We start from the raw sequence: 21,271 nt of genomic DNA on the forward strand, positions 1-21,271 counted from the left end.
GGGAGCAACCGGCCGGGCGTGGCCGGTGTTCTCTCACCTGCCCACGCCGCCTCCCCCTGGAGCTCCGCATGCTCGCCCTGCCGGTCCTGCTGGTCGCCGTGTACCTGACCACGCTGGACTTCTTCGTCGCCAACCTCGCCCTGCCGTCGATCCGGGAGGAACTGGGCGCGGGTGACGCCGCCGTCCAGCTCGTGATCGTGGGGTACGGGGCGGCGTACGCGGGCGGGCTCATCGTGGCCGGCCGCCTCGGCGACCTGTACGGGCACCGGCGGATCTTCATCGGCGGCCTGGTGCTGTTCACCGTGGCGTCGGGGGCGTGCGGCCTCGCGCCGGGGGCGGGGGAGCTGGTGCCGGCCCGGGTGGCCCAGGGGGTGGCGGCGGCGATGCTGGCCCCGCAGGTGCTGGTGCTGCTGGGCGTGCTGCACCCGGGCGCGGCGCGGGAGCGGGCGTTCGGCTGGTACGGCACCGTGGTCGGCGTGGCGGGCGTCGGCGGGCAGGCGTTCGGCGGGCTGCTGGTGGCAGCCGATCCGCTGGGGCTGGGCTGGCGGGCCTGCTTCCTGGTCAACGTGCCGGTCGGGGTGGCGGCGGCGGTGCTCGCCCGGCACGTGCTCCCCCGGCCCGCGCGTGTCCGGCCCGCGCGTGTCCGGCCTGTGCGTGTCCGGCCCGTGCTCCCCTGGCCCGTGCGCGTCCGGTTCGCTACGGCCGGGGGCCGGGGCGGGCTCGACTGGGCCGGGGCCGGGCTGGTCGCGGGCGGGCTGGCCGCGTTCGTGCTGCCGCTGGTCGCCGGGCGGGAGCAGGGCTGGCCGTGGTGGACGTGGGTCTGTCTGGGGGCGGCGGGCGCGGCGCTGGCGGGGTTCGGCCGGCGGCAGCGGTGGCTGGCCGCGCGGGGGCGGGAGCCGTTGCTGGACCTCCGGGTGTTCCGGGAGAGCGGGTTCGTGGCGGGGCTGGTGGCGGTGGGCTTGTTGTTCGGGACGTCGGCCGGCCTGTCGTTCGTGATGGCCCTCTACCTTCAGGACGGGCTCGGCCTCGGGCCGCTCCCGGCCGCGCTGGTGGCCACGGCGCTGAACGCCGGGTTCTTCGTGGCCTCGTTCCGCGCCTACCGGGTGCCGCGGGCGGCCGGGGCGCTGGTGCTGGTCGGCGGGCTCCTGTTGCTGGCGTCCGCGGCCGGGTGGGGCGCGGGGGCGTACGCGGTGGCGGGCGCGCTGGCCGTGGCCGGGGCCGGGATGGGGCTGCTGATGTCGCCACTGGTGGCGTCCGTGGTGCCGAGCGGGCGGGGCGGCGCGGCGGCGGGCGTGCTGGGGACCGTGCAGGAGGCCGGGGGAGTGATCGGGGGGACGGTCACCGGCGCCGCGTTCTTCGGGGCGCTCGGCGGCGGCTGGGGGAGCGCCGCCGCGGCCGGGATCGGCGTGACGGCGGTCATGGCGCTGGGGGTGCTCGGCCACTGCCTGCGCCGGCCGGTGCGCGGGACGCCGGCCGCGCCCGCGATGATTCACGTGAATCAACCGTCACGCTAGCCGTACGGGGGTGCGGGACTGGGGGTACGGACTGGGGGGCGCGGGACGGGGGGCGCGGGACGGGGGGCGAGGGACGGGGGACGGGGGGTGCGGGACGGGGGCTGGGCGCCCGCGGGTGTGGGCGGTGGCCGCCGCGTCAGCCGTACCGGCCGCGGGACGGGGCGCGTACGGCGGCGGCGAGGTCGTCGGCGAGCGGCACGATCTCGTCCGGCCGCAGTGTGGAGACGGTGACGCGGAGCGCGGGCGGGGTGCGGACGCGGTTGCGCGCGCCCGGCGCGGCGGCCCAGCCCCGGGCCAGCAGGCGGGTGATCGCGGCGGACTCGTCCGCGACCGGCACCCACACGTTGAGCCCGGTGCGCCCGTGCGCGGGCACCTCCCGCTCGGCCAGCGCCGCCACCAGGCCGTGCCGCCGCTCGCGGTAGGAGGCCGCCACGGCCGCCGGATCCACCGCCCCGGTACGCCACAGGTGCGCCACGGCCCGCTGGAGCAGGTGGCTCACCCAGCCCACGGCCAGCCGCTGCCGCCCGCGCAGCCGGCCCAGCGTGACCGGGTCGCCGGTGACCGGGGCCAGCCGCAGGTCGGGGCCGAGGGACTTGGCCGTGGAGCGTACGAGCACCCACCGGGGCGTGGCGCCGGCCAGCGGGTGCGGCGGGACCTCTACGAAGCCGTCGCCGTGGTCGTCCTCGACGAGCAGCACGTCCGGGTGCCCGGCCAGCAGCTCGCGCAGCTCGGCGGCGCGCTCGGCCGTGATGGCGGCGCCGGTCGGGTTCTGGGCGCGGGCGGTGATCACGACGGCCCGCACCCCGGCCCGCAGCGCCCGGCCCAGCTCGGCGGGGAGCGGGCCGTCGTCGTCCACGCGGACCGGCACCTGCCGCAGGCCCAGCACCGCGACCAGGTCCAGCAGGGCCGACCAGCCGGGGTCCTCGACCGCGATCGGGTCGCCGGGGCGTAGGTGGGCGGTCAGGACTCGCTCGACCGCGTCGAGGGTGCCCGAGGTGACCGCGAGCCCGCCGGTCGGCACGCCGTCGCGGCTCAGGCGGGCGGCGGCGAGGGCGAGCAGGTCCTCGTCGTCGTGGGTGCCGTACATGGCGGGCCGCTCCTCGTGGGCGCGGGCCGCGGCGGCGAGGGCGTCGTGCAGGGGCGGCAGCAGGGCCGCGTCGGGGTTGCCCTTGGACAGGTCGCGCACGCCCGGCGGCACCTCGACGCGGATGTCCTCGCGGGCGGCGGTGCTGGCGGGCCGGGGCCTGACCCGGGTGCCGCGCCGGCCGGCGGTCTCGACGACGCCGCGCTCGCGCAGCAGCCGGTACGCGGCCGCCGCCGTGCCGGGGCTGACCCGGGCCTGCTCGGCCAGCTCGCGCACCGGGGGGAGCGGCGTGCCGGGCGCCAGCCGCCCTTCGGAGACGGCGGCCTCGACCGCGGCGGCGAGCTCGGTGGCCGTACGACCGGCGATCCGATATGTTTCTAGCACAAAAGCCATTATGTACTAATACAAAGAGGTACGGGTGCTCATTCATCCCTGGGACGCGGCCCGCGACGGAGACGAGTGGCGGACCTGGCTGCGTACGCACGACTTCGGCCTACTGGCGGCGAACGGCGTGGACGGCGGCCCGCCGCTGGTGGTGCCCACGCACTTCCTGTTCGACGAGACCGGCGACGACGACCGGATCCTGCTCCACCTGGCCCGCCCCAACCCGGTCTGGGCGGCGCTGGAGGCCAACCCGACCGTCGTGCTGAGCGTCCACGACGACTACGCCTACATCCCGTCCACCTGGCGTTCCGACTCCCCCGACACCGGCGTTCCGACCAGCTACTACGCCTCGGTGCAGCTCACCTGCTCGGCCCGGATCGTGGACGACAGGGACGGCAAGGCGGACATCCTGCGCCGCCAGCTCGCCCACCACCAGCCGGACGGCGGCTACGGCACCGTCGCGGCCGGCGAGGGCCCGTACCACAGGATGTTGTCCGCGATCCGCGGGCTGCGCCTGCACGTGCTGGGCGTGCGCGCCAAGTTCAAGTACGACGGCCACAAGCCGGTCGAGCTCCGCGAGCGCGTCGCCGCCGAGCTGGCCGCCCGCGCCCTGCCGGGGGACGCGGGGGCGCGGGCGCAGCACCTCCGGAGGCTCGCGGAGCGGTGAGGCACGGTGCCCTCGGGCCCCGGTTCACAACCTGTGGATAACCGGCCCTCCCTGTGGATAACCCGTTGCCGCACCCTCCGGCCCCTGGTCGGGCCGCAGCCCCAGGTGACTGTGCCCGTCACCGGTCACGTTCACGCATCGTCCCAGCACAGGCAGGGCATGGAGATCTCCACAGCGCGATCGGGGCACCTCGGCAGGGCCCATCTGGGATACCTTCCACACTCCTCTGGTATACGAACCTGTCCACACACAACCTGTGGACGACGCCATACCGGAGGCGTGACAAAAGCGTGTCACGAGCCCCGAACGAGCACGGCCCTGACGCCTGAGCAGGCACCCGAACGCCGCGCTCTTGTACTTACGGAATCGCCCGTTTCCTGGCAGCATCACCGAGACGTCCCCGATCCGGCGATCAGCACCACCGCGCGAGGATCCAGCGCCCCCTCGACCACCGGCCCCCGCCCTCCCGGCAAGCGCCCCGGCCCTGCACCCGGACTCAACGGGTCCTCAATGCCGGCCCGCCTTGCCCGTACTGGGCGGCGGCCGACGGGGCCGACTCCTGCCGACGACATGGCCGCGCCGCCCGAGCCGCGCGACGAGACAGCCGTTCCGTCATGCCATCCGGAGCATAACGTCATAGCAATATGAATCTTGGACAAGATAACTGCGAAGCCATAGCTTCGGGGGTGTCAGAAGCCGAAGTTCCACCGCGAAGGAAAAGGCTGGACCAACGATGCCCACGCAACGCGAGGTAGACGAAGCCGAGATCCGCGAGCTGATCGACAAGATCGTCGAAGGGCTCCAGGGCAAGGATCTGGAGGCCCTGAAGAAGCTCTACGCACCCGACATCGTGTCCTTCGACATCAAGCCGCCCCTGCAGCACCTGGGGATCGAGGCCAAGCTCAAGAACTGGGCGCCGGTGGTCACCTTCTTCGACCAGGTCAGGTACGAGGTGCGCGACCTGAGGCTGACCGTGGGCGAGGAGGTGGCGTTCGGGCACGCGTTCGCCCGTCTCAGCGGCACGCTGAAGAACGGGACGGCCGCCGGCGGCATGTGGGTCAGGGTCACCTACTGCCTGCGGAAGATCGATGGCGCCTGGCTGATCGTGCACGACCAGGTCTCGGTGCCGCTCGACATCACCAGCGGCAAGGGCGTGGTCGACCTTGAGCCCTGACCCCGCCCCCTGCTGTCCACCCCTCTGCTATGCCGCCGTATCACGTCTCCGGAGGAAGCCATGACCACCGTCCCCGCCTCTGTGGGGATCCCCGGCTATCTGGCCGGCACCTGAAAAGCCGACCCGGTGCACTCCGAGATCGCCTTCACCGGCCAGGACCCGCTGAGCTCGTCGGTGACCGCGACGGTCGACCTGGCGTCCATCGACACCGGCCACGACCTGCGCGACAACCACCTGCGGACCGCCGACTACCTCGGCATCGACACCTACCCGACGCGTCCTCAGCGTTTCTCCTGCGGTTCGCCGGCGATCCAGTTCCAGCCGGCGATCGTGGTGCGCATCAGGCGGGCGGCGGTGGTCAAGTGGCTGCCGGCGCCCCAGTACAGGGTGACCGTGCGCCGGCAGTCAGGGTCTTCGACGGGGACCCAGGCGGCGGGGACCCGCGTGGGGCTGGTCCGGGCGAAGGCGGGGACGAGACCGATGCCGAGCCCCGCGCTGATCAGGGCCGCGATGGCGCTGGGCTCGTCGACCTCGCAGACGATCTTCGGGGTTCGGTCCCGTACGGCGAAGAGCCGGTCCAGGAGACGGCGTTGCCAGTGCCCTTTGCGGGCGCTGACGAAGGGCTGGCCGACGAGCTCGTCGATGCTCACCGACGTACGGCCCGCCAGCGGATGGTCGAGCGGCGTGGCCAGACCGACCACCTCGTCGAGCAGTTGCACCGCTTCCAGGCCCTCGGCCGAGATCGGCTGGGAGGCGACGCACAGGTCGACGTCCTGGGCCCGCAGGTGACGGCCCATCTCCTCGGCCGCCATCCAGTTGAGCTCGACCTCGATGGTCGGGTGGGCTCGTTTGAAGGCCGCCAGCGGCCCGGTGAGCGTGAGGAAGGTCTCCGACGCGAGCCGCACGGTGCCCACGCCCTCGCTGACGGCCTCGGCGACGGCCCGCCGCCCCGCGTCCAGCTCTCCCAGGGAGCGTTCGACGTAGTCGCGGAAGAGCCTGCCCGCGGCGTTCAGCCGCAACCGGCCGCTCCGGTCGAACAGCGGCGTGCCCAGCTCGCTCTCCAGCCGGGCGATGGTGCGGCTCAGCGACGGCTGGGCGACGCGGAGCTCCTCGGCCGCGCCGCTGAGGTGTTCCAGCCGCGCCACCACCAGGAACTGCCTGAGCGAGTTCAGCTCCATCACGCCTCCAGCCATATAGCGTCACAGTGATATCAGCCCTGCCCAAGATAACTTGTGAGCCATGACTTGCGAGGGGAGCGGCCGAGGAAGCCGTCAAGGCTGTCCGGGGCTCATGACGTGCGGAGCCACCGATCCCCAGCGACTCGCTCTCCCCGACCAGGTGGTCCATCGCGGCCAGGCGCGTCTCGATGCCGGCCGTCGTCCGCGCGAACGGGGGCGAAGACCGTGGCACGCACCCGCCGGACCCTCCACACCCTCCTGAGGACCACAGGGCGCCGCTGGCTAGTCCGGCCCGGCCAAGCCGCCGCGGAGGTCGTCGCGGAGCCGGGCGAGCCATTCCGCGCCCAGCCGGCGGCCGTCCGGCAACTGGTCGTCACGGTCCCAGCGCCACGTCGTGGCGATCGCCAGCACGAGGGCGCGGCACTCGCGCAGCAGGCCCCGATCGACGCCCGGGTAGTGCTCGGCGACCTGCTCGGGCGCGTGGGCGAGGTCGAACTCGACGGGCCCCCGGCAGCACGTCTCGAAGTCGATGAACAGCGGCCCGCGCTCCGTGGCGAGCACGTTGCCCGGGTGGGGCTCGCCGTGCAGCAGTTGCCCGGCGCCGCCGCGCTCGCCGACCGCCCGCCCCAGGTCCCGTAGCGTGTCGCCGAGCAGCGCCCGGTCGGCGTCGGCGAGCGCGGGCGTGCGGTCGCGGTCGGCCACGAGCCGCAGGGCCTGCTCGACCCGGTCGGTGAAGCGCGGCGCCGGGACGTCCAGCCCGCGCATGCCGGCGTGCAGCCGCTCCAGCGCGCCCGCGTAGCCTTCCGGCGGGACCTCCCGGGGAGGGGTCGCGGGTTCGTAGTAGGTCCACAGCGTGATCACGAAGCCGTCCCGCTCGTGGACGCGGGGCTCCACCCGGGGATCGAGGGCGGCCACCGGGCACCCGGCTCCGGCGAGCCGCCGGGCCACCTCGACCTCGAACGCCGCGACCTGCTCGGCCACGGGCGCCACCCTGGCCAGGACGTCGCAGGGCAGCAGCCGCAGCGCGAGCTTGTTCGAGTCCTGCAGGACGATCGCGTCGTCGGCCGCCAGCCCGAGCGACGAGGCGACCGACAGGGCCGCCACCACCGCACGCCGGGCCTCTGCCGCCTGCAACGCCGCTCCGCCCCTCCGACGACCATCGAAAAAGGCCACTTCCGGTCTCCGGAAATGGCCTCTGAGCTGGGTGGGGCTACCAGGACTTGAACCTGGGACCTCTTCCTTATCAGGGAAGCGCTCTAACCGACTGAGCTATAGCCCCGCTGCACACCGAACGGTATCGCATCCCGGGGAAGGAGGCGAACCGGTTGTTCGGACGAGGAAAAGCTTACCGCCTCTGGAGAGCTGCTCGCGCCGCCCCGGCCCCGGCGACCCCGGGCCGGGGCGGCGCGAGCAGCCGCCGAGCACGCGTTATTCGGCCTCGCTGAAGGTCACCTCGACGCCGCCGACCAGGTCGGAGGAGATGTTGTAGATGACCGCTCCCAATGTGGACAGGGCGGTGATCAGAACCACGTTCACCGCGCCGATCAGCGCCGTGTAACCGAGGATCCGCACCGGCTCGAACCACGAGGCGATGTCGATCGGGATCGAGCTCTGGCCCTGCTCGCCCTGGCCGAGTTGGTTGACCAGGTCGACGATCGAGTCGAAGACGCCGAGGGCCGACAGCACGCCGTACAGCACCGCCACGGCCACGAACAGCACCACGAAGCACACCAGGGAGACCACGAAGCTGAACTTCATGGCCGACCACGGCTCGATGCGGCGCAGCACCAGGTGGGCCTTGCGGGGCAGGCGGCCACCGCCGGCGTTGTTGCTGGACGAGCCCTTCTTGCTCTTGCCCCCGCCCAGCTCCACCTTGGGCGGGGCCTCGGTGGCCAGTGAGGGGCGCACGCGCATGGTGTCGTTGCCGTCGGCCGGCGCGCCGGGCGCCTGGGTGGGCGCCTGGGACCGCGGCTTCGTGTCGTCCGGGGCCGGGACGGCGGGCTTGCCCTGCGCGGGCGAGGCGGTGCCCTGTGCGTCGTCGACCGGGTTGAAAATCTCGGTTTCTGCGGGCTTGTTGGGCTGCTGTCCGTTGCCGGAAGCCGCCTTGGTCCTGGCGGTGCCACCCTGGGCGCTCATGGGCTACTCTCCTCCCCCGTCATGACCATTCTCCACCGAAGAGGTCTCCACTGGAGAAGTCTCCGCGTCATCCACCGAAGTCTCCATGGACTCCGCGTTCCGGGCGAGTGCCACCACGCTGTCGCCTTCAGCGAGATTCATCAATCGAACTCCCATGGTCTGGCGGCCGGACTGCTTGATCTCGCCGGCACTCGTCCGGATCACCCCACCGGCGGACGTGATCGCGAAGACCTCGTCCTCGGGGTTGACCATGACGGCTCCGACCAGCTTCCCACGGGAACTGACGATCTTCGCCGTCAGCACCCCTCTGCCGCCGCGGCCCTGGACTGGATACTGCTCCACTGGCGTCCGTTTTGCGTACCCAGCCTTCGTGGCGATAAGCACGTCTTGACCATCGGCGATGCGATTCATGGCGAGAAGTTCGTCGCCGTCGAGGAACCTCATGCCGATGACACCGCTGGTGGCCCGCCCCATCGGACGGAGGGCGTCGTCGGAGGCCGTGAACCTGATGGCCTGGGCCCCCTTCGAGACCAGCAGCAGATCGTCGGTCTCGGAGACCAGGCGGGCTCCGATGACCTCGTCGTCCTCCCGCAGGTTGATCGCGATCAGGCCACCCGACCTGGGGGAGTCGTACTCGGACAGGCGGGTCTTCTTGACCAGGCCACTGCGGGTGGCCAGGACGAGGTAGGGGGCGACGTCGTAGTCGCGTAGGTCGAGAACCTCCATGACTGTTTCGTCGGGCTGCATGGCCAGAAGGTTCGCCAGATGCATGCCCCGGGCGTCACGCGCGCCCTCGGGCAGCTCGTACGCCTTGACCCGGTAGACCCGGCCCTTGTTCGTGAAGAACAACAACCAGTGGTGCGTGGTCGTGACGAAGAAGTGGTCGACGATGTCGTCCTGGCGCAGCTGCGCGCCGCGCACGCCCTTGCCGCCGCGCTTCTGGGCGCGGTAGGAGTCGGTCTTGGTGCGCTTGGCGTAGCCGCCCCGGGTGATCGTGACGACGATCTCGTCCTCGGCGATGAGGTCCTCGATGGACATGTCGCCGTCGTAGGCGATGATCTCGGTCTTCCGCTCGTCGCCGTAGCGGTTGACGACCTCGGCCAGCTCCTCGTTGATGATCTCCCGCTGGCGGGCCTCGCTGGCCAGGATCGCGTTGTACTCGGCGATCTGGGTCATGAGGGCGTCGAACTCGTCCTGGATCGACTGGCGCTCCAGGGCGGCGAGCTTGCGCAGCTGCATGTCGAGGATGGCCTGCGCCTGCACCTCGTCGATCTCCAGCAGGCCCATGAGGCCCTGCTGGGCGTGCGAGGCCGACTCCGAGGCCCGGATGAGGGCGATGACCTCGTCGAGCCGCTCCAGGGCCTTCAGCAGGCCGCGCAGGATGTGGGCGCGCTCCTCGGCCTTGCGCAGGAGGTAGCGGGTCCGGCGGACGATGACCTCGATCTGGTGGGCCACGTAGTGCCGGACGAACTGGTCGAGGCGCAGCGTGCGCGGCACGCCGTCGACCAGGGCGAGCATGTTGGCGCCGAAGGTGTCCTGGAGCTGGGTGTGCTTGTAGAGGTTGTTGAGCACGACCTTGGCGACCGCGTCCCGCTTGAGGACGATCACCAGGCGCTGCCCGACCCGGGACGAGCTCTCGTCGCGGACGTCGGCGATGCCGGTGAGCTTGCCCTCGCGCACCAGCTCGGCGATCTTCAGGGCGAGGTTGTCGGGGTTGACCTGGTAGGGCAGCTCGGTGACGACCAGCGCCTGCCGGCCCTTGTCCTCCTCGACCTCGACCACGGCCCGCATGGTGATCGAGCCGCGGCCGGTGCGGTAGGCGTCCTCGATGCCGCGCCGGCCGACGATGAGCGCCTTGGTGGGGAAGTCGGGGCCCTTGACCAGCCTGATGGCGGCTTCGAGCAGCTCGTCGTCGGTGGCCTCGGGGTTCTCCAGCGCCCACTTGACCGCCGCGGCGACCTCGCGCAGGTTGTGCGGCGGGATGTTGGTGGCCATGCCGACCGCGATGCCGCCCGAGCCGTTGACCAGCAGCTGCGGGAAGCGCGACGGGAGGACGTCGGGCTCCTGCGACTTGCCGTCGTAGTTGGGGCGGAAGTCGACGGTCTCCTTGTCGATGTCGCGCAGCATCTCCATGGCGATGGGCGCGAGCTTGCACTCGGTGTAGCGCATCGCCGCCGCCGGGTCGTTGCCCGGCGAGCCGAAGTTGCCCTGGCCGTCGACCAGCGGGTAGCGCAGCGACCACGACTGCGCCAGGCGGACCAGCGCGTCGTAGATCGAGGTGTCGCCGTGGGGGTGGTAGGTGCCCATCACGTCGCCGACGACGCGGGCGCACTTGAAGTAGCCGCGGTCGGGGCGGTAGCCGCCGTCGTACATCGCGTACAGCACCCGGCGGTGGACCGGCTTGAGGCCGTCGCGCACGTCCGGCAGCGCTCTGGACACGATGACCGACATCGCGTAGTCCATGTAGCTACGCTGCATCTCGGACTGGATGTCCACCGGCTCGATGCGGTCGGCCGGAGGAGTGGTGTTCACGTCCGTCACAGGTGAAAGTCCTTAAACATCGAGGAAGCGAACGTCACGGGCGTTACGGATGATGAAGTCGCGCCGCGCCTCCACGTCCTCGCCCATGAGCACGCTGAACAGGTCGTCGGCCTGCGCCGCGTCGTCGAGCGTGACCAGCCGCAGCAGCCGGGTGGCCGGGTTCATGGTGGTCTCCCAGAGCTGGCCGGCGTTCATCTCGCCGAGGCCCTTGAAGCGCTGGACGTTGTCACGCGGCCGGGGGTCGGGCTTGCCGTTGGCGATGCCCTCGGAGATGACCGCGTCCCGCTCGGCGTCGGAGTAGGCGTAGGAGGCGTCCTCGCCCTTCCGGTCCCACTTGATCTTGTAGAGCGGCGGGCAGGACAGGTAGACGTGGCCCGCCTCGATCAGCGGCCGCATGAACCTGAACAGCAGCGTCAGCAGCAGCGTGTTGATGTGCTGGCCGTCGACGTCGGCGTCGGCCATGAGGATGACCTTGTGGTAGCGCAGCTTGCCGATGTCGAACTCGTCGTGGACGCCGGTGCCCAGCGCGGTGATCAGCGCCTGGACCTCGTTGTTCTTCAGGACCTTGTCGATGCGCGCCTTCTCGACGTTGAGGATCTTGCCGCGGATGGGCAGGATCGCCTGGAAGCGCGAGTCGCGGCCGCCCTTGGCCGAGCCGCCGGCCGAGTCGCCCTCGACGATGAACAGCTCGCACTTCTCCGGGTCGTTCCACTGGCAGTCGGCCAGCTTGCCGGGCAGGCCGCTGCCGGCCTCCAGCAGCGACTTGCGCCTGGTGAGGTCGCGGGCCTGGCGGGCGGCGATGCGGGCGCGGGAGGCCTGCAGCGACTTGTTGATGATGTCCTTGGCCTCGCCGGGGTTGCGCTCGAACCAGTCGCGCAGGTGGTCGTTGCAGGCCTTCTGCACGAACGACTTGGCCTCGGTGTTGCCCAGCTTGGTCTTGGTCTGGCCCTCGAACTGCGGGTCGGACAGCTTGACCGAGATGATCGCGGTCAGGCCCTCGCGGACGTCCTCGCCCGAGAGGTTGTCGTCCTTGCCCTCCTTGAGGAACTTCTGCTCGCGGGCGTAGCGGTTGACGATGGACGTCAGCGCCGCGCGGAAGCCCTCCTCGTGGGTGCCGCCCTCCGCCGTGTTGATCATGTTGGCGAAGGTGTAGACCGACTCCGAGTAGGAGTTGTTCCACTGCATGGCGATCTCGACCGCGATGCCGTCGCCCTCTTCCTCGAAGGCGATGATCGACGCGTGCGCCGGCTCCTTCTTGGCGTTGAGGTGCTTGACGAAGTCGGACAGGCCGCCCTCGTAGTGGTAGGTGACCGTGTGCGGCTCGCCGTTGACGTGGTCGGGCCGCTCGTCGGTGAACTTGATCGTCAGGCCCTTGTTGAGGAAGGCCGTCTCCTGGAAGCGCCGCGAGAGCGTCTCATAGTTCCAGGTGGTGGTCTCGAAGACCTCGGGGTCGGGCCAGAACGTGACGGTGGTACCGGTCTCGTCGGTGCCCTCGCCCTTCGCCAGCGGCGCGACGGGCTTGGAGTGCTCGTAGCGCTGGCGCCAGTAGTGGCCGTTCTGCTTGATCTCGACTTCCATGGCGATCGACAGCGCGTTGACGACGGCCGAGCCGACGCCGTGCAGGCCGCCGGAGACCGCGTAGGCCTGGCTGTCGAACTTGCCGCCGGCGTGCAGAGTGGTCAGCACGACCTCGACCGCGGAGCGCTTCTCCACCGGGTGGATGCCGGTGGGGATGCCGCGGCCGTTGTCGACCACGCGCACGCCGTTGTCGGCGAGCAGCGTGACCTCGATGCGGTCGGCATGACCTGCCAGGGCCTCGTCCACCGCGTTGTCCACGATCTCGTAGACCAGGTGGTGGAGACCGCGCTCGCCGGTGGAGCCGATATACATACCCGGGCGCTTGCGAACCGCCTCAAGCCCTTCGAGTACGGTGATTGAGCTAGCGTCGTAGGACAACTGCGAAATCCTCCTGCCGCGGACACGCGGCGGGGGAGGCGATCGTGTTGCGAAGCTGCCCCTGCCGTGCCCGTCACCGTCGTGAGTGCCCCGATGCGCGGTCACCCAGGGGAGTCGGCTCGGTGCCGGGGTGACACGCAAGCGGACGTGTCCGGAATCCTTTTTCATTCTACCGCTTCCGGAGCCCCAAGGTGGCAATGAACGCGCCTGTGGTCGCCTCTAGCTCGTTTTGCCCCCGGTCCAGCATCCCCCCTCCGGAAAGGGGGGTTATCGCTTCTGCGGCTTTCTGATCGCCCCCGGCGCCTAACCGTAGGTGTCTCCCGGGCCGCGGCTTCCGGTCACCCGCAACCCGCCCGCCGGACGCGGCGCGTTCTGCGGCCCTCTGACCTTGACCTTCGTGACGGTGCCCGGCCCCAGCTCCTCGTTGAGCCTGCGTACGAGGGTGCGCGCGAGCAGCCGCACCTGCGTCGCCCAGGCCGTGGAGTCGGCCAGGATCAGCACCTCACCGTCCTCGAACGACTCCGGTTTGGTGTGGGCGGCCAGGTCAGGACCCACGATCTCGGGCCACCGCCCGAACACGCCGCCGACGGCCGCCGAGCGCTCCCAGCCGCGGTCGGCCAGGAGGTCGGCGATCGCCCGGCCGAAGAGCTGGGGATCGCCGCTCTCCCGGCGCGGCCCGGCCGCCCGGCGCCTGGGCTCGCGCCGGGGGAGCTGGCCGCGCTTGGCCGCGTCGGCCTTGGCCTGGGCGAGCTTCTCCCTGGCCATGGCGACGCCCTTGGCCGTCCTGGCCGACGGGTTGTCCTCATCTGACACGGGTCACACTCCCCTCCACCACGTCGAAGCGCGCGCCCGCGAGCTCCTTCGGCACGTCGTCGGGCACGGCCGCGGTGATCAGCACCTGCTCGGCGGGCGCGACCATCTCGGCCAGCCGGCGCCGGCGCTGGCTGTCGAGCTCGGCGAACACGTCGTCGAGGATCAGCACGGGATCGCCGCCGTCGGCCCGCAGCAGGTCGTAGGCGGCCAGCCGCAGCGCCAGCGCGAACGACCAGGACTCCCCGTGGCTGGCGTAGCCGCGGGCGGGCAGCTCGCCGAGGCCGAGGACCAGGTCGTCGCGGTGCGGGCCGACGAGCGTGACGCCGCGCTCCAGCTCCGCCTGGCGGACCTCCAATAGCCGCTCCCGCAGCCGCTCTTCAAGGGTTTTCCCCAAGTCTGTGGATAACGTCTGCGTATCGAAAGATCCCCGCTCACCGGGGAGTTCGCCGCCCGGGGCGGCCTCGTCGTCATCCCCACCTGTGGACAACGTGCTGCGGTAGGCCATCGTCGCCGGGGCGCTCGACGGGGCCAGCGCCGCGTAGGAGGCGGTCACCAGCGGGCGCAGCGCCTCGATCAGCTCCAGCCGCGCCTTCAGCAGCTCGGCCCCGTGCCGCGCGAGGTGGGCGTCCCACACCTCCAGCGTGCTCAGGACGTCGCCGGCGCCCGCAGCGGCGAACGCGCTGTCGCTCTCCTGCCTGCGGGCCCCACGGGCGCCCCTGCGGGCCTGCGCGGCCGTGCGCAGCAGGGCGCCGCGCTGCTTCAGCACCCGGTCGTAGTCGGCGCGCACCCCGGCGAACCTGGGCGCCCTGGCCACCAGCAGGTCGTCGAGGAAGCGGCGGCGCTCGGACGGGTCGCCCTTGGACAGCGACAGGTCCTCAGGGGCGAACAGCACCGTGCGCAGCAGGCCCACGACGTCGCGCGCCCGCGAGACGGGCGCGCGGTTGAGCCGGGCGCGGTTGGCCCTGCCGGGATTGATCTCCAGCTCGACCAGCGCCCGCCGGTCGTCCTTGTGGACGGCGCAGCGCACGATCGCCCTGGCGGCCCCCTGGCGGACGAGGGGGGCGTCGTTGGCCACCCGGTGGCTGGAGTGCGTCGCGACGTAGCCGAGGGCCTCGACCAGGTTGGTCTTGCCCTGGCCGTTGGGGCCCACGAACGCCGTGACGCCCGGCTCCAGGCCGAGCTCCACGGACGCGTAGGACCGGAAGTCGGTCAGCGAGAGGTGGGCGACGTGCACCTCAAGAAGGTTAGTCGGCCGCACGCGCCACCGGGGTCACCGGCGTGCGCTCTGTGGAGAACGTGGCGGCCTGTGGACGACCTCCGAGGCTCAGCGCTCGCTCTCCTTGGGCGGGGTGACGTCCGCGCCCGGCGCGTCGGCGCCCTTGCCCGTGCTGCCCTCGGCCGAGGTGATCGCGTGGCCGCCGAACTGGTTGCGCAGCGCCGCGACCACCTTCATGGCGGGGGAGTCGTCCTGGCGCGAGGCGAACCTGGCGTAGAGCGCGGCGGTGATGACCGGCAGCGGCACGGCGTGGTCGACGGCGGCCTGGACGGTCCAGCGGCCCTCGCCGGAGTCCTGGGCGTAGCCGCGGAGCTGGTCGAGGTGCTCGTCGTCGTCGAGGGCCCGCACCAGCAGGTCGAGCAGCCATGAGCGGATCACGGTGCCGGTGCGCCAGCTCGCGAAGGAGCCCTTGACGTCCTTGACGATGTCGGAGGCCTCGAGCAGCTCCCAGCCCTCCGCGAAGGCCTGCATCATGCCGTACTCGATGCCGTTGTGGACCATCTTCGCGAAGTGGCCGGCGCCGACCTCGCCCGCGTGGACGAAGCCGTTCTCGCCCTCGGGCTTGAGCGTCTCGAAGATCGGCATCAGCCGGTCGACGTGCTCCTTCTCGCCGCCGCACATGAGCGCGTAGCCGTTCTGCAGACCCCACACGCCGCCGCTGACGCCGCAGTCGACGAAGCCGACGCCCTTCCTGGCCAGCTCGGCGGCGTGCTTCTGGTCGTCGACGTAGTGGGAGTTGCCGCCGTCGACGACGATGTCGCCCTCGGCGAGCAGCTCGCCGAGCTCGTCCACCGTGGACTGGGTGGGCTTGCCCGCGGGCACCATGACCCAGACGACGCGCGGCGTCTCCAGGCGCTCCACGAGGTCTTTCAGGCTCTCCGCGTCGCTGATCGAGGGATCGCGATCGTAGCCGACGACCTCATGACCTCCGCGGCGCAGGCGCTCGGCCATGTTGCCGCCCATCTTGCCAAGTCCCACCATGCCGATCTGCATGACTGTCCTCTACCCCCTTGTCAGGCTTTCATCATCGCCGATGACAGGGTCAGCCTGACAGGCGGATGGGCATGATCAGATAACGGTAGTCCGTGGCGGCGCCGTCCTCCACAGGCTTGCCCCCGGTGAGGATAGCGGGCTTCGTGGAGGTGGTCATCTGGAGCCTGGCCACGTCGCTGTCGATGGCGCCGAGACCCTCCAGCAGGAACTGGTGGTTGAAGGCGATGTTCATCTCCTCGCCCTCGTAGTCGACGGGCAGCGCCTCGACGGCCTGGGCCTCGTCGCCGCTGCCGGCCTCCAGCACGACCTCGCCGCTCCTGAACGCCAGCCGCACCGGGGTGTTGCGCTCGGCGACCAGGGCCACGCGCTTGACCGCCTCGACGAACGGCCCTGTGGACAGGTCGGCGCGCGCGGAGAACTCGGTGGGCAGCAGCGAGCGGTACTTGGGGAACTCGGGGTCGAGCAGCCGGGTGGTGGTGCGCCGGCCCGCGCTGGAGAAGCCGATCATGCCCTCGCCGGTGCCGCCCGCCGAGCTGAGCGCGATCTCGACCTCGGCGCCGGTGCTGCCGAGCGCCTTGGCGGTGTCGGCGAGCGTCTTGCCGGGGATCATCGCGATGGCGGAGAAGTCGGGCTGGCCCGGCTGCCACTTCAGCTCGCGCACGGCCAGCCGGTAGCGGTCGGTGGCGGCGAGGGTGACGACGTCGCCCTCGATCTCCATGCGGACGCCGGTGAGCATCGGCAGGGTGTCGTCCCGGCCGGCGGCGACGGCGACCTGGGAGACGGCCGAGGCGAACACGTCGCTGCCGACCCGGCCGGCCGCCGGGGGCATGGCGGGCAGGGACGGGTAGTCCTCCACAGGCATGGTGAGGAGGGTGAAGCGGGCGCTGCCGCACGTGACGACCGCCTTGGGGCCGTCCACCACGAAGTCCACAGGCTGTGCGGGAAGGGCGCGGGTGATCTCGGCGAGCAGCTTGCCGGAGACCAGCACCACCCCGGGCTCGCCGGTGTGCAGCTCCAGCGTCACCTCGGCGGAGACCTCGTAGTCGAAGCCGGACAACTTCAGCCGCTGGTCCTCGGTGACCTCCAGGCGCATGCCGGCGAGGACGGGCACCGACGGGCGCGCCGGGAGGCTGCGTGCCGTCCATGCCACCGCCTCAGCGAGGACGTCTCGCTCGATTCGGAACATCACGGTGATCAGCCTCCTGGTCTGTCGTTGATTCAAGGATCCACTCTCCCGCACTCGCGCTCGGGGAGAGGCCCAACTATGGGTCTTTGATTTCTTAGTTAGAGATAGAAGAGGTCATCACACTAGGGGCTGTGGATACTGTGGACAACTGCCGTTTCAGCAGCTCAGCGGCCCTGAATTCATCCACCGACCCTGTGGGCGGAGCCTGGGGGTAACCGGGGTCGCCTGGGGACGACGAATCTTCGCCCACAGGCCGTCCCCAGATCATGGTCCGTTCATCCACGGAAAACCCGGGGTTATCCACGAGGTTTCCACAGGTTATCAACAGGGTAGAAGAGGGGGTTCTGGAGCCCCAGATCGGTTGTGCACACGCTGTCCACACGTTATCCACTGGCTGTCCCCAGGTTTCCCCAGGATGTCCCCAGCTTTGTCCCCAGCCCTTGTGGGTGGATTTATTCGGGCATAGTCGGGCACCGGAGCGGCTTCTTTTGACGTTTCCGCTGCTCCACAGTGTTATCCACAGGCTGTGCATAATCTTCAGGATCCGCGCTGTGTCTGCTTGATGCGGATTGTCAGCTCGTTGACCTGGTTGTACATCGACTTGCGCTCGGCGATGAGCGAGCGGATCTTCCGCTCGGCGTGCATGACCGTGGTGTGGTCGCGGCCGCCGAACTGCTGGCCGATCTTGGGCAGCGACAGCTCGGTCAGCTCGCGCGCGAGGTACATGGCGATCTGCCGGGCGTTGACGAGCGCCCGGCTGCGCGAGGTGCCGCACAGGTCGTCGATGCTGATGCCGAAGTAGTTGGCGGTCTCGCTCATGATCGCCGCGATGGTGATCTCTGTGTCGGACTCCGAGGTGATGAGGTCCTTCAGCACCACCTCGGCGAGCTGCAGGTCCACACCCTGCCGGTTGAGGCTGGCGAACGCGGTGACCCTGATCAGCGCGCCCTCCAACTCCCGGATGTTGGTGGAGATGCGGCTGGCGATGTACTCCAGCACCTCGGGCGGCGCGGCCAGGCCCTCCTGGATGGCCTTCTTCCTGAGGATGGCGATGCGCGTCTCCAGCTCGGGCGGCTGGACGTCGGTGATCAGGCCCCACTCGAACCGGTTGCGCAGCCGGTCCTCCAGCGTGATGAGCTGCTTCGGCGCGCGGTCGCTGGAGATGACGATCTGCTTGTTGGCGTTGTGGAGGGTGTTGAAGGTGTGGAAGAACTCCTCCTGCGTCTGCTCCTTGCCCTCCAGGAACTGGATGTCGTCCACGAGCAGGATGTCGATCGCCCGGTAGCGGCCGCGGAAGCCGTCGGCCTTGTGGTCGCGGATGCTGTTGATGAAGTCGTTGGTGAACTCCTCGGAGCTCACGTACCTCACCCGGGCGCCGTCGTAGAGGCTCTGGGCGTAATGCCCGATCGCGTGCAGCAGATGGGTCTTCCCCAGCCCCGAGTCGCCGTAAATGAAGAGCGGGTTGTACGCCTTCGCCGGCGATTCCGCGACGGCCACGGCGGCGGCGTGCGCGAACCGGTTGCTGGCACCGATGACGAAAGTCTCGAAGGTGTACTTCTGATTGAGCCGGGCTGGTTCGCCGGGTTTGCTGCTCTTCGCTTCCCACCGATTCGGCGCCGGTTCCGGGGTTTTCTCCACAGGCGCCGCGCCGGGTGGGGAATACGGCTGCGGCTGTTCAAAAGCGAAGCCCGGCTGTGGATATTCTGTGGACGGACGCTCCGCCTCCGGCTGGGGAGAATAGAACTGCGGAGGCTCGGAAGCCTGCTGGTGCTGGGGTGGAGCGGGCTGTGCATAAAGCGGCTGGCTCTCCACACCCTGGGGATAACCGGGAGCCACAGGCTGTTGATGAGTGTCGACGGTGGGCTGCTCAGGAGCCGTCGTGTCGATCATCACCGCCAGCCGCATGGTCCGGCCGAGCTCCTGCGACAACGCGTGCGCGACGAGCGGGCGCAGCTTGCCCTCGATGAGGTCCTTCAGGAAGTCGTTGGGAACGCCGAGCACGATCGTGTCGTTGGCCAGGGCGATCGGGCGCACCATCGACAGCCAGGTGCGCTGCTGGATCGGCACGTTCTCGTTGAGGAAGTTGCCCAGGGCCCTCGCCCAAACCGTGCCGAGGTCGACACTGCTCACAGTGCGGTTCCCCCTCCTCCCTCTCGCGGCCCCCGCGGTAGTTGTCCACATGCCGGCGGCTGCCTGTCGATCTCCGGCCGCCTTTGTCCACAGCCTGCGCGCCGGGCGTCACGCCCAGGTTCTCCACAGGATCTCCACAAGTTGTGCACAGGGTCACAGCGGCTCCAGAAGGGCCGACAGTAGCCATGTGCACAGCTGTGTTCAAGACGTTGTCCACAGCCTAGTGGCACCGGAGTGCACAAACTGTGGACGACCACGGCCTGGGGAAAACGTGCCTGTGGAACAGTGGATAAGCCGTCCGGTTTGACCTGGGAGGGGCTTGCCCCGTAACGTACGACGGTCGGCTTGTCACGCGACGGCTATTTCGCGTGCCCTCGCTATTCCTGACAGGCCATCCATGTGTGTACCGCGCCCACTGGGCGCACCATCGACCTGGAGCCCACCCGTGAGCAAGCGTACTTTCCAGCCGAACAACCGTCGCCGCGCGAAGACCCACGGCTTCCGGCTGCGGATGCGCACCCGGGCCGGTCGCGCCATCCTCGCCTCCCGCCGCCGCAAGGGCCGCGAGAAGCTGTCGGCCTGACCGTCCCGCGCCAGATAGTCGGCCCGCCGGTGGATCTCGCCGGCGGGCGTTAGGCGTATGGCGACATATGGCGATAGGTGCAAACGGTGCTTTCCCGGCAATCCCGCATGCGGCGCGGGGAGGAATTCGAAGCGGCCGTCCGGCGAGGTAAGCGCGCGGGGCGCCCCACTTTGGTGGTGCATCTCCGCGTTTCCGGGGAAGACGCACCTCTGGTGGGTTTCGTGGTGAGCAAGGCCGTCGGGGGAGCCGTCACCCGGAACAAGGTCAAACGACGGCTCCGACACCTGATGCGGGAGCGTCTGGACCGGCTGCCGCGAGGTAGCCTGCTTGTGGTACGCGCCAACCCACCGGCCGCGTCCGCGCGTTTCGAGCACCTGGCCGCCGAGCTCGACACCGCGCTGGATCGTTTGCTCAGGCGGCGCGAGTCCTCGACGGGTGGACAGAGATGACGGAGCAGGCGCACGAGGTGCCGAGCCTCGCGGCTCGGGTGCTGATCGTCCCGATCCGGTTCTATCGGGCGTTCATCAGCCCGCTGCTCGGTCCACGCTGCCGTTTCTATCCGTCGTGCAGTGCCTACGGACTCGAGGCGATCGCCACGCACGGAGCGCTACGTGGCATCTGGCTGACTGTCCGGCGCATCGGGCGGTGCCACCCATTCCATCCCGGAGGTATAGACCCGGTGCCCCCACGCCCGGTTCGGTCCCACGAAACGCAAGGGAGATAGCTCGGTGGAGCTGTCCTGGCTCAACTGGCTGTACACAGCCGTCGCCCAAGTCATCACCTGGATCCACCAGGCATACAGCACGGTCCTCGACCCGAACAGCGGCGTGACGTGGGCGCTCACCATCATCACGCTGACCGTCTTCATGAGGATCCTGATCTTCCCTCTGTTCCTCAAGCAGATGCGTTCGTCGCGGAAGATGCAGGAGCTGGCGCCGAAGGTCCAGGAGCTCCGCAAGCGTTACAAGAACGACAAGCAGCGCATGAACCAAGAGGTCATGGCGCTGTACCAGGGCGCGGGGGCCAACCCGCTCGGCGGCTGCCTGCCCGTCGTGGCCCAGTTCCCGATCTTCATCTCGATGTTCACCGTGCTCCGGGCGATCGCGGCGGACCAGCCGAAGTTCGGCATGTCGCAGGAGCTGGTCGACAGCGCCAAGCAGGCGCTCATCGTCGGCGCCCCGCTGCCCGCGACGTTCTTCGAGGCGCCCTCGGTCATGCAGAAGGTCGTCATCGGCTTCTTCGTCGCGATCAGCTCGCTCACGACCTTCCTCACCGTCCGGCAGAGCGTCACCCGCTCCATGGCGCAGATGCCGGACAACCCCATGGCGCAGCAGCAGAAGATCCTGATGTACATCTCGCCGCTGTTCGCCTTCTTCAGCCTGAACTTCCCCCTCGGCCTGATCCTCTACTGGGTCACCACGAACCTGTGGACGCTCGGCCAGCAGCACTGGTTCTACAGCCGTCATCCCATGCCGCAGTTCGACGCCAAGGGCAACGCGATCCCCGTCCAGGCGAAGCCCGGCTTGATGGCCAAGATCCGCAAGACGACTCCGGAGGAGCAGGCCCCTCCGCCCGCGCCGGAGCCTAAGATCATCAGGCAGCAGCCGACCCGCCAGCCTCGCAGCAAGCGCACCGGCAGCAAGAAGTCTTGAACAC

At 70.1% G+C, this 21,271-nt stretch carries 17 protein-coding genes, 1 tRNA gene and 2 pseudogenes; 8 read left to right on the forward strand and 12 right to left on the reverse strand.

The genetic code is table 11. From position 1 onward, the window contains the following. Positions 1–68 precede the first annotated feature (68 nt). Entirely contained in the window at positions 69–1,514 is a 1,446-nt protein-coding gene (locus AB0H75_RS45390) for an MFS transporter (protein WP_367807345.1), read from the forward strand. A gap of 136 nt (positions 1,515–1,650) precedes the next feature. On the opposite strand, the gene AB0H75_RS45395 is transcribed toward AB0H75_RS45390, so the two are convergent. Continuing rightward, entirely contained in the window at positions 1,651–2,982 is a 1,332-nt protein-coding gene (locus tag AB0H75_RS45395; protein WP_367807347.1) for an aminotransferase class I/II-fold pyridoxal phosphate-dependent enzyme, read from the reverse strand. Between the two features lie 34 nt (positions 2,983–3,016). On the opposite strand from AB0H75_RS45395, the gene AB0H75_RS45400 reads away from it, so the two are divergent. The 3 genes and pseudogenes from AB0H75_RS45400 to AB0H75_RS45410 form a co-directional block, all read left to right on the forward strand. Then, a complete protein-coding gene (locus tag AB0H75_RS45400; RefSeq protein WP_367807349.1) occupies positions 3,017–3,649 on the forward strand; it encodes an FMN-binding negative transcriptional regulator in 633 nt (210 codons plus the stop codon). A 733-nt stretch (positions 3,650–4,382) separates the two neighbouring features. Beyond that, positions 4,383–4,823: a nuclear transport factor 2 family protein gene (locus tag AB0H75_RS45405; RefSeq protein WP_367807351.1), complete on the forward strand. Its 441-nt coding sequence runs from the start codon at positions 4,383–4,385 to the stop codon at positions 4,821–4,823. A 126-nt stretch (positions 4,824–4,949) separates the two neighbouring features. Continuing rightward, positions 4,950–5,087, forward strand: a pseudogene (locus AB0H75_RS45410) (YceI family protein); the annotation flags it as partial. Between the two features lie 17 nt (positions 5,088–5,104). Here the strand turns inward: AB0H75_RS45410 and AB0H75_RS45415 are convergent. The 11 genes from AB0H75_RS45415 to dnaA all read right to left on the reverse strand — a co-directional run bounded on the left by AB0H75_RS45415 (position 5,105) and on the right by dnaA (position 19,032). Next, a complete protein-coding gene (locus tag AB0H75_RS45415; protein ID WP_367807353.1) occupies positions 5,105–6,016 on the reverse strand; it encodes a LysR family transcriptional regulator in 912 nt (303 codons plus the stop codon). Positions 6,017–6,283: 267 nt separating this feature from the next. After that, the gene (locus AB0H75_RS45420; protein ID WP_367807355.1) at positions 6,284–7,135 is read right to left on the reverse strand and encodes a phosphotransferase; all 852 of its coding nucleotides are present in this window, start codon (positions 7,133–7,135) and stop codon (positions 6,284–6,286) included. Positions 7,136–7,206: 71 nt separating this feature from the next. Then, positions 7,207–7,280 (reverse strand) — tRNA-Ile (locus AB0H75_RS45425). Between the two features lie 149 nt (positions 7,281–7,429). After that, on the reverse strand, positions 7,430–8,137 hold the full coding sequence (locus AB0H75_RS45430; protein WP_367807357.1) for a DUF3566 domain-containing protein: 708 nt from the start codon (positions 8,135–8,137) through the stop codon (positions 7,430–7,432). Between the two features lie 3 nt (positions 8,138–8,140). After that, positions 8,141–10,678 (reverse strand): DNA gyrase subunit A, encoded by a 2,538-nt coding sequence (gene gyrA, locus AB0H75_RS45435; RefSeq protein WP_367807359.1) that lies wholly within the window; start codon positions 10,676–10,678, stop codon positions 8,141–8,143. Positions 10,679–10,690: 12 nt separating this feature from the next. Beyond that, complete coding sequence (gene gyrB / locus AB0H75_RS45440; protein ID WP_367807361.1) at positions 10,691–12,634, reverse strand: DNA topoisomerase (ATP-hydrolyzing) subunit B; 1,944 nt, start codon at positions 12,632–12,634, stop codon at positions 10,691–10,693. Between the two features lie 303 nt (positions 12,635–12,937). Continuing rightward, positions 12,938–13,447: a DUF721 domain-containing protein gene (locus tag AB0H75_RS45445; RefSeq protein WP_367807363.1), complete on the reverse strand. Its 510-nt coding sequence runs from the start codon at positions 13,445–13,447 to the stop codon at positions 12,938–12,940. Continuing rightward, entirely contained in the window at positions 13,437–14,681 is a 1,245-nt protein-coding gene (gene recF / locus AB0H75_RS45450; RefSeq protein WP_367807365.1) for a DNA replication/repair protein RecF, read from the reverse strand. Before recF ends, AB0H75_RS45445 begins: the two co-directional genes overlap by 11 nt. A 90-nt stretch (positions 14,682–14,771) precedes the next feature. Continuing rightward, entirely contained in the window at positions 14,772–15,716 is a 945-nt protein-coding gene (gene gnd / locus AB0H75_RS45455; protein ID WP_367807367.1) for a phosphogluconate dehydrogenase (NAD(+)-dependent, decarboxylating), read from the reverse strand. Between the two features lie 49 nt (positions 15,717–15,765). Beyond that, positions 15,766–16,905, reverse strand: coding sequence for a DNA polymerase III subunit beta (gene dnaN, locus AB0H75_RS45460; RefSeq protein ID WP_367807369.1), 1,140 nt, complete (start codon positions 16,903–16,905; stop codon positions 15,766–15,768). 534 nt (positions 16,906–17,439) lie between these two features. Further along, positions 17,440–19,032, reverse strand: a complete 1,593-nt coding sequence (dnaA, locus tag AB0H75_RS45465) for a chromosomal replication initiator protein DnaA (protein WP_367807371.1) — start codon at positions 19,030–19,032, stop codon at positions 17,440–17,442. A gap of 445 nt (positions 19,033–19,477) precedes the next feature. Here dnaA and rpmH point away from each other — a divergent pair, with 445 nt between their 5' ends. From rpmH to yidC, 4 genes and pseudogenes are all read left to right on the forward strand, one after another. Then, positions 19,478–19,615 (forward strand): 50S ribosomal protein L34, encoded by a 138-nt coding sequence (rpmH, locus tag AB0H75_RS45470; protein ID WP_020547366.1) that lies wholly within the window; start codon positions 19,478–19,480, stop codon positions 19,613–19,615. A gap of 86 nt (positions 19,616–19,701) precedes the next feature. Next, a pseudogene (rnpA, locus tag AB0H75_RS45475) lies at positions 19,702–20,109 on the forward strand (ribonuclease P protein component). After that, the gene (yidD, locus tag AB0H75_RS45480; RefSeq protein ID WP_367807374.1) at positions 20,103–20,339 is read left to right on the forward strand and encodes a membrane protein insertion efficiency factor YidD; all 237 of its coding nucleotides are present in this window, start codon (positions 20,103–20,105) and stop codon (positions 20,337–20,339) included. The pseudogene rnpA and the gene yidD overlap by 7 nt, the downstream one beginning before the upstream one ends. Positions 20,340–20,343: 4 nt before the next feature. Next, positions 20,344–21,267, forward strand: a complete 924-nt coding sequence (gene yidC, locus AB0H75_RS45485) for a membrane protein insertase YidC (RefSeq protein WP_367807376.1) — start codon at positions 20,344–20,346, stop codon at positions 21,265–21,267. Positions 21,268–21,271 lie beyond the last annotated feature (4 nt).

The organism is Nonomuraea sp. NPDC050783 (assembly GCF_040802095.1).
Taxonomy (GTDB): Bacteria; Actinomycetota; Actinomycetes; order Streptosporangiales; family Streptosporangiaceae; genus Nonomuraea.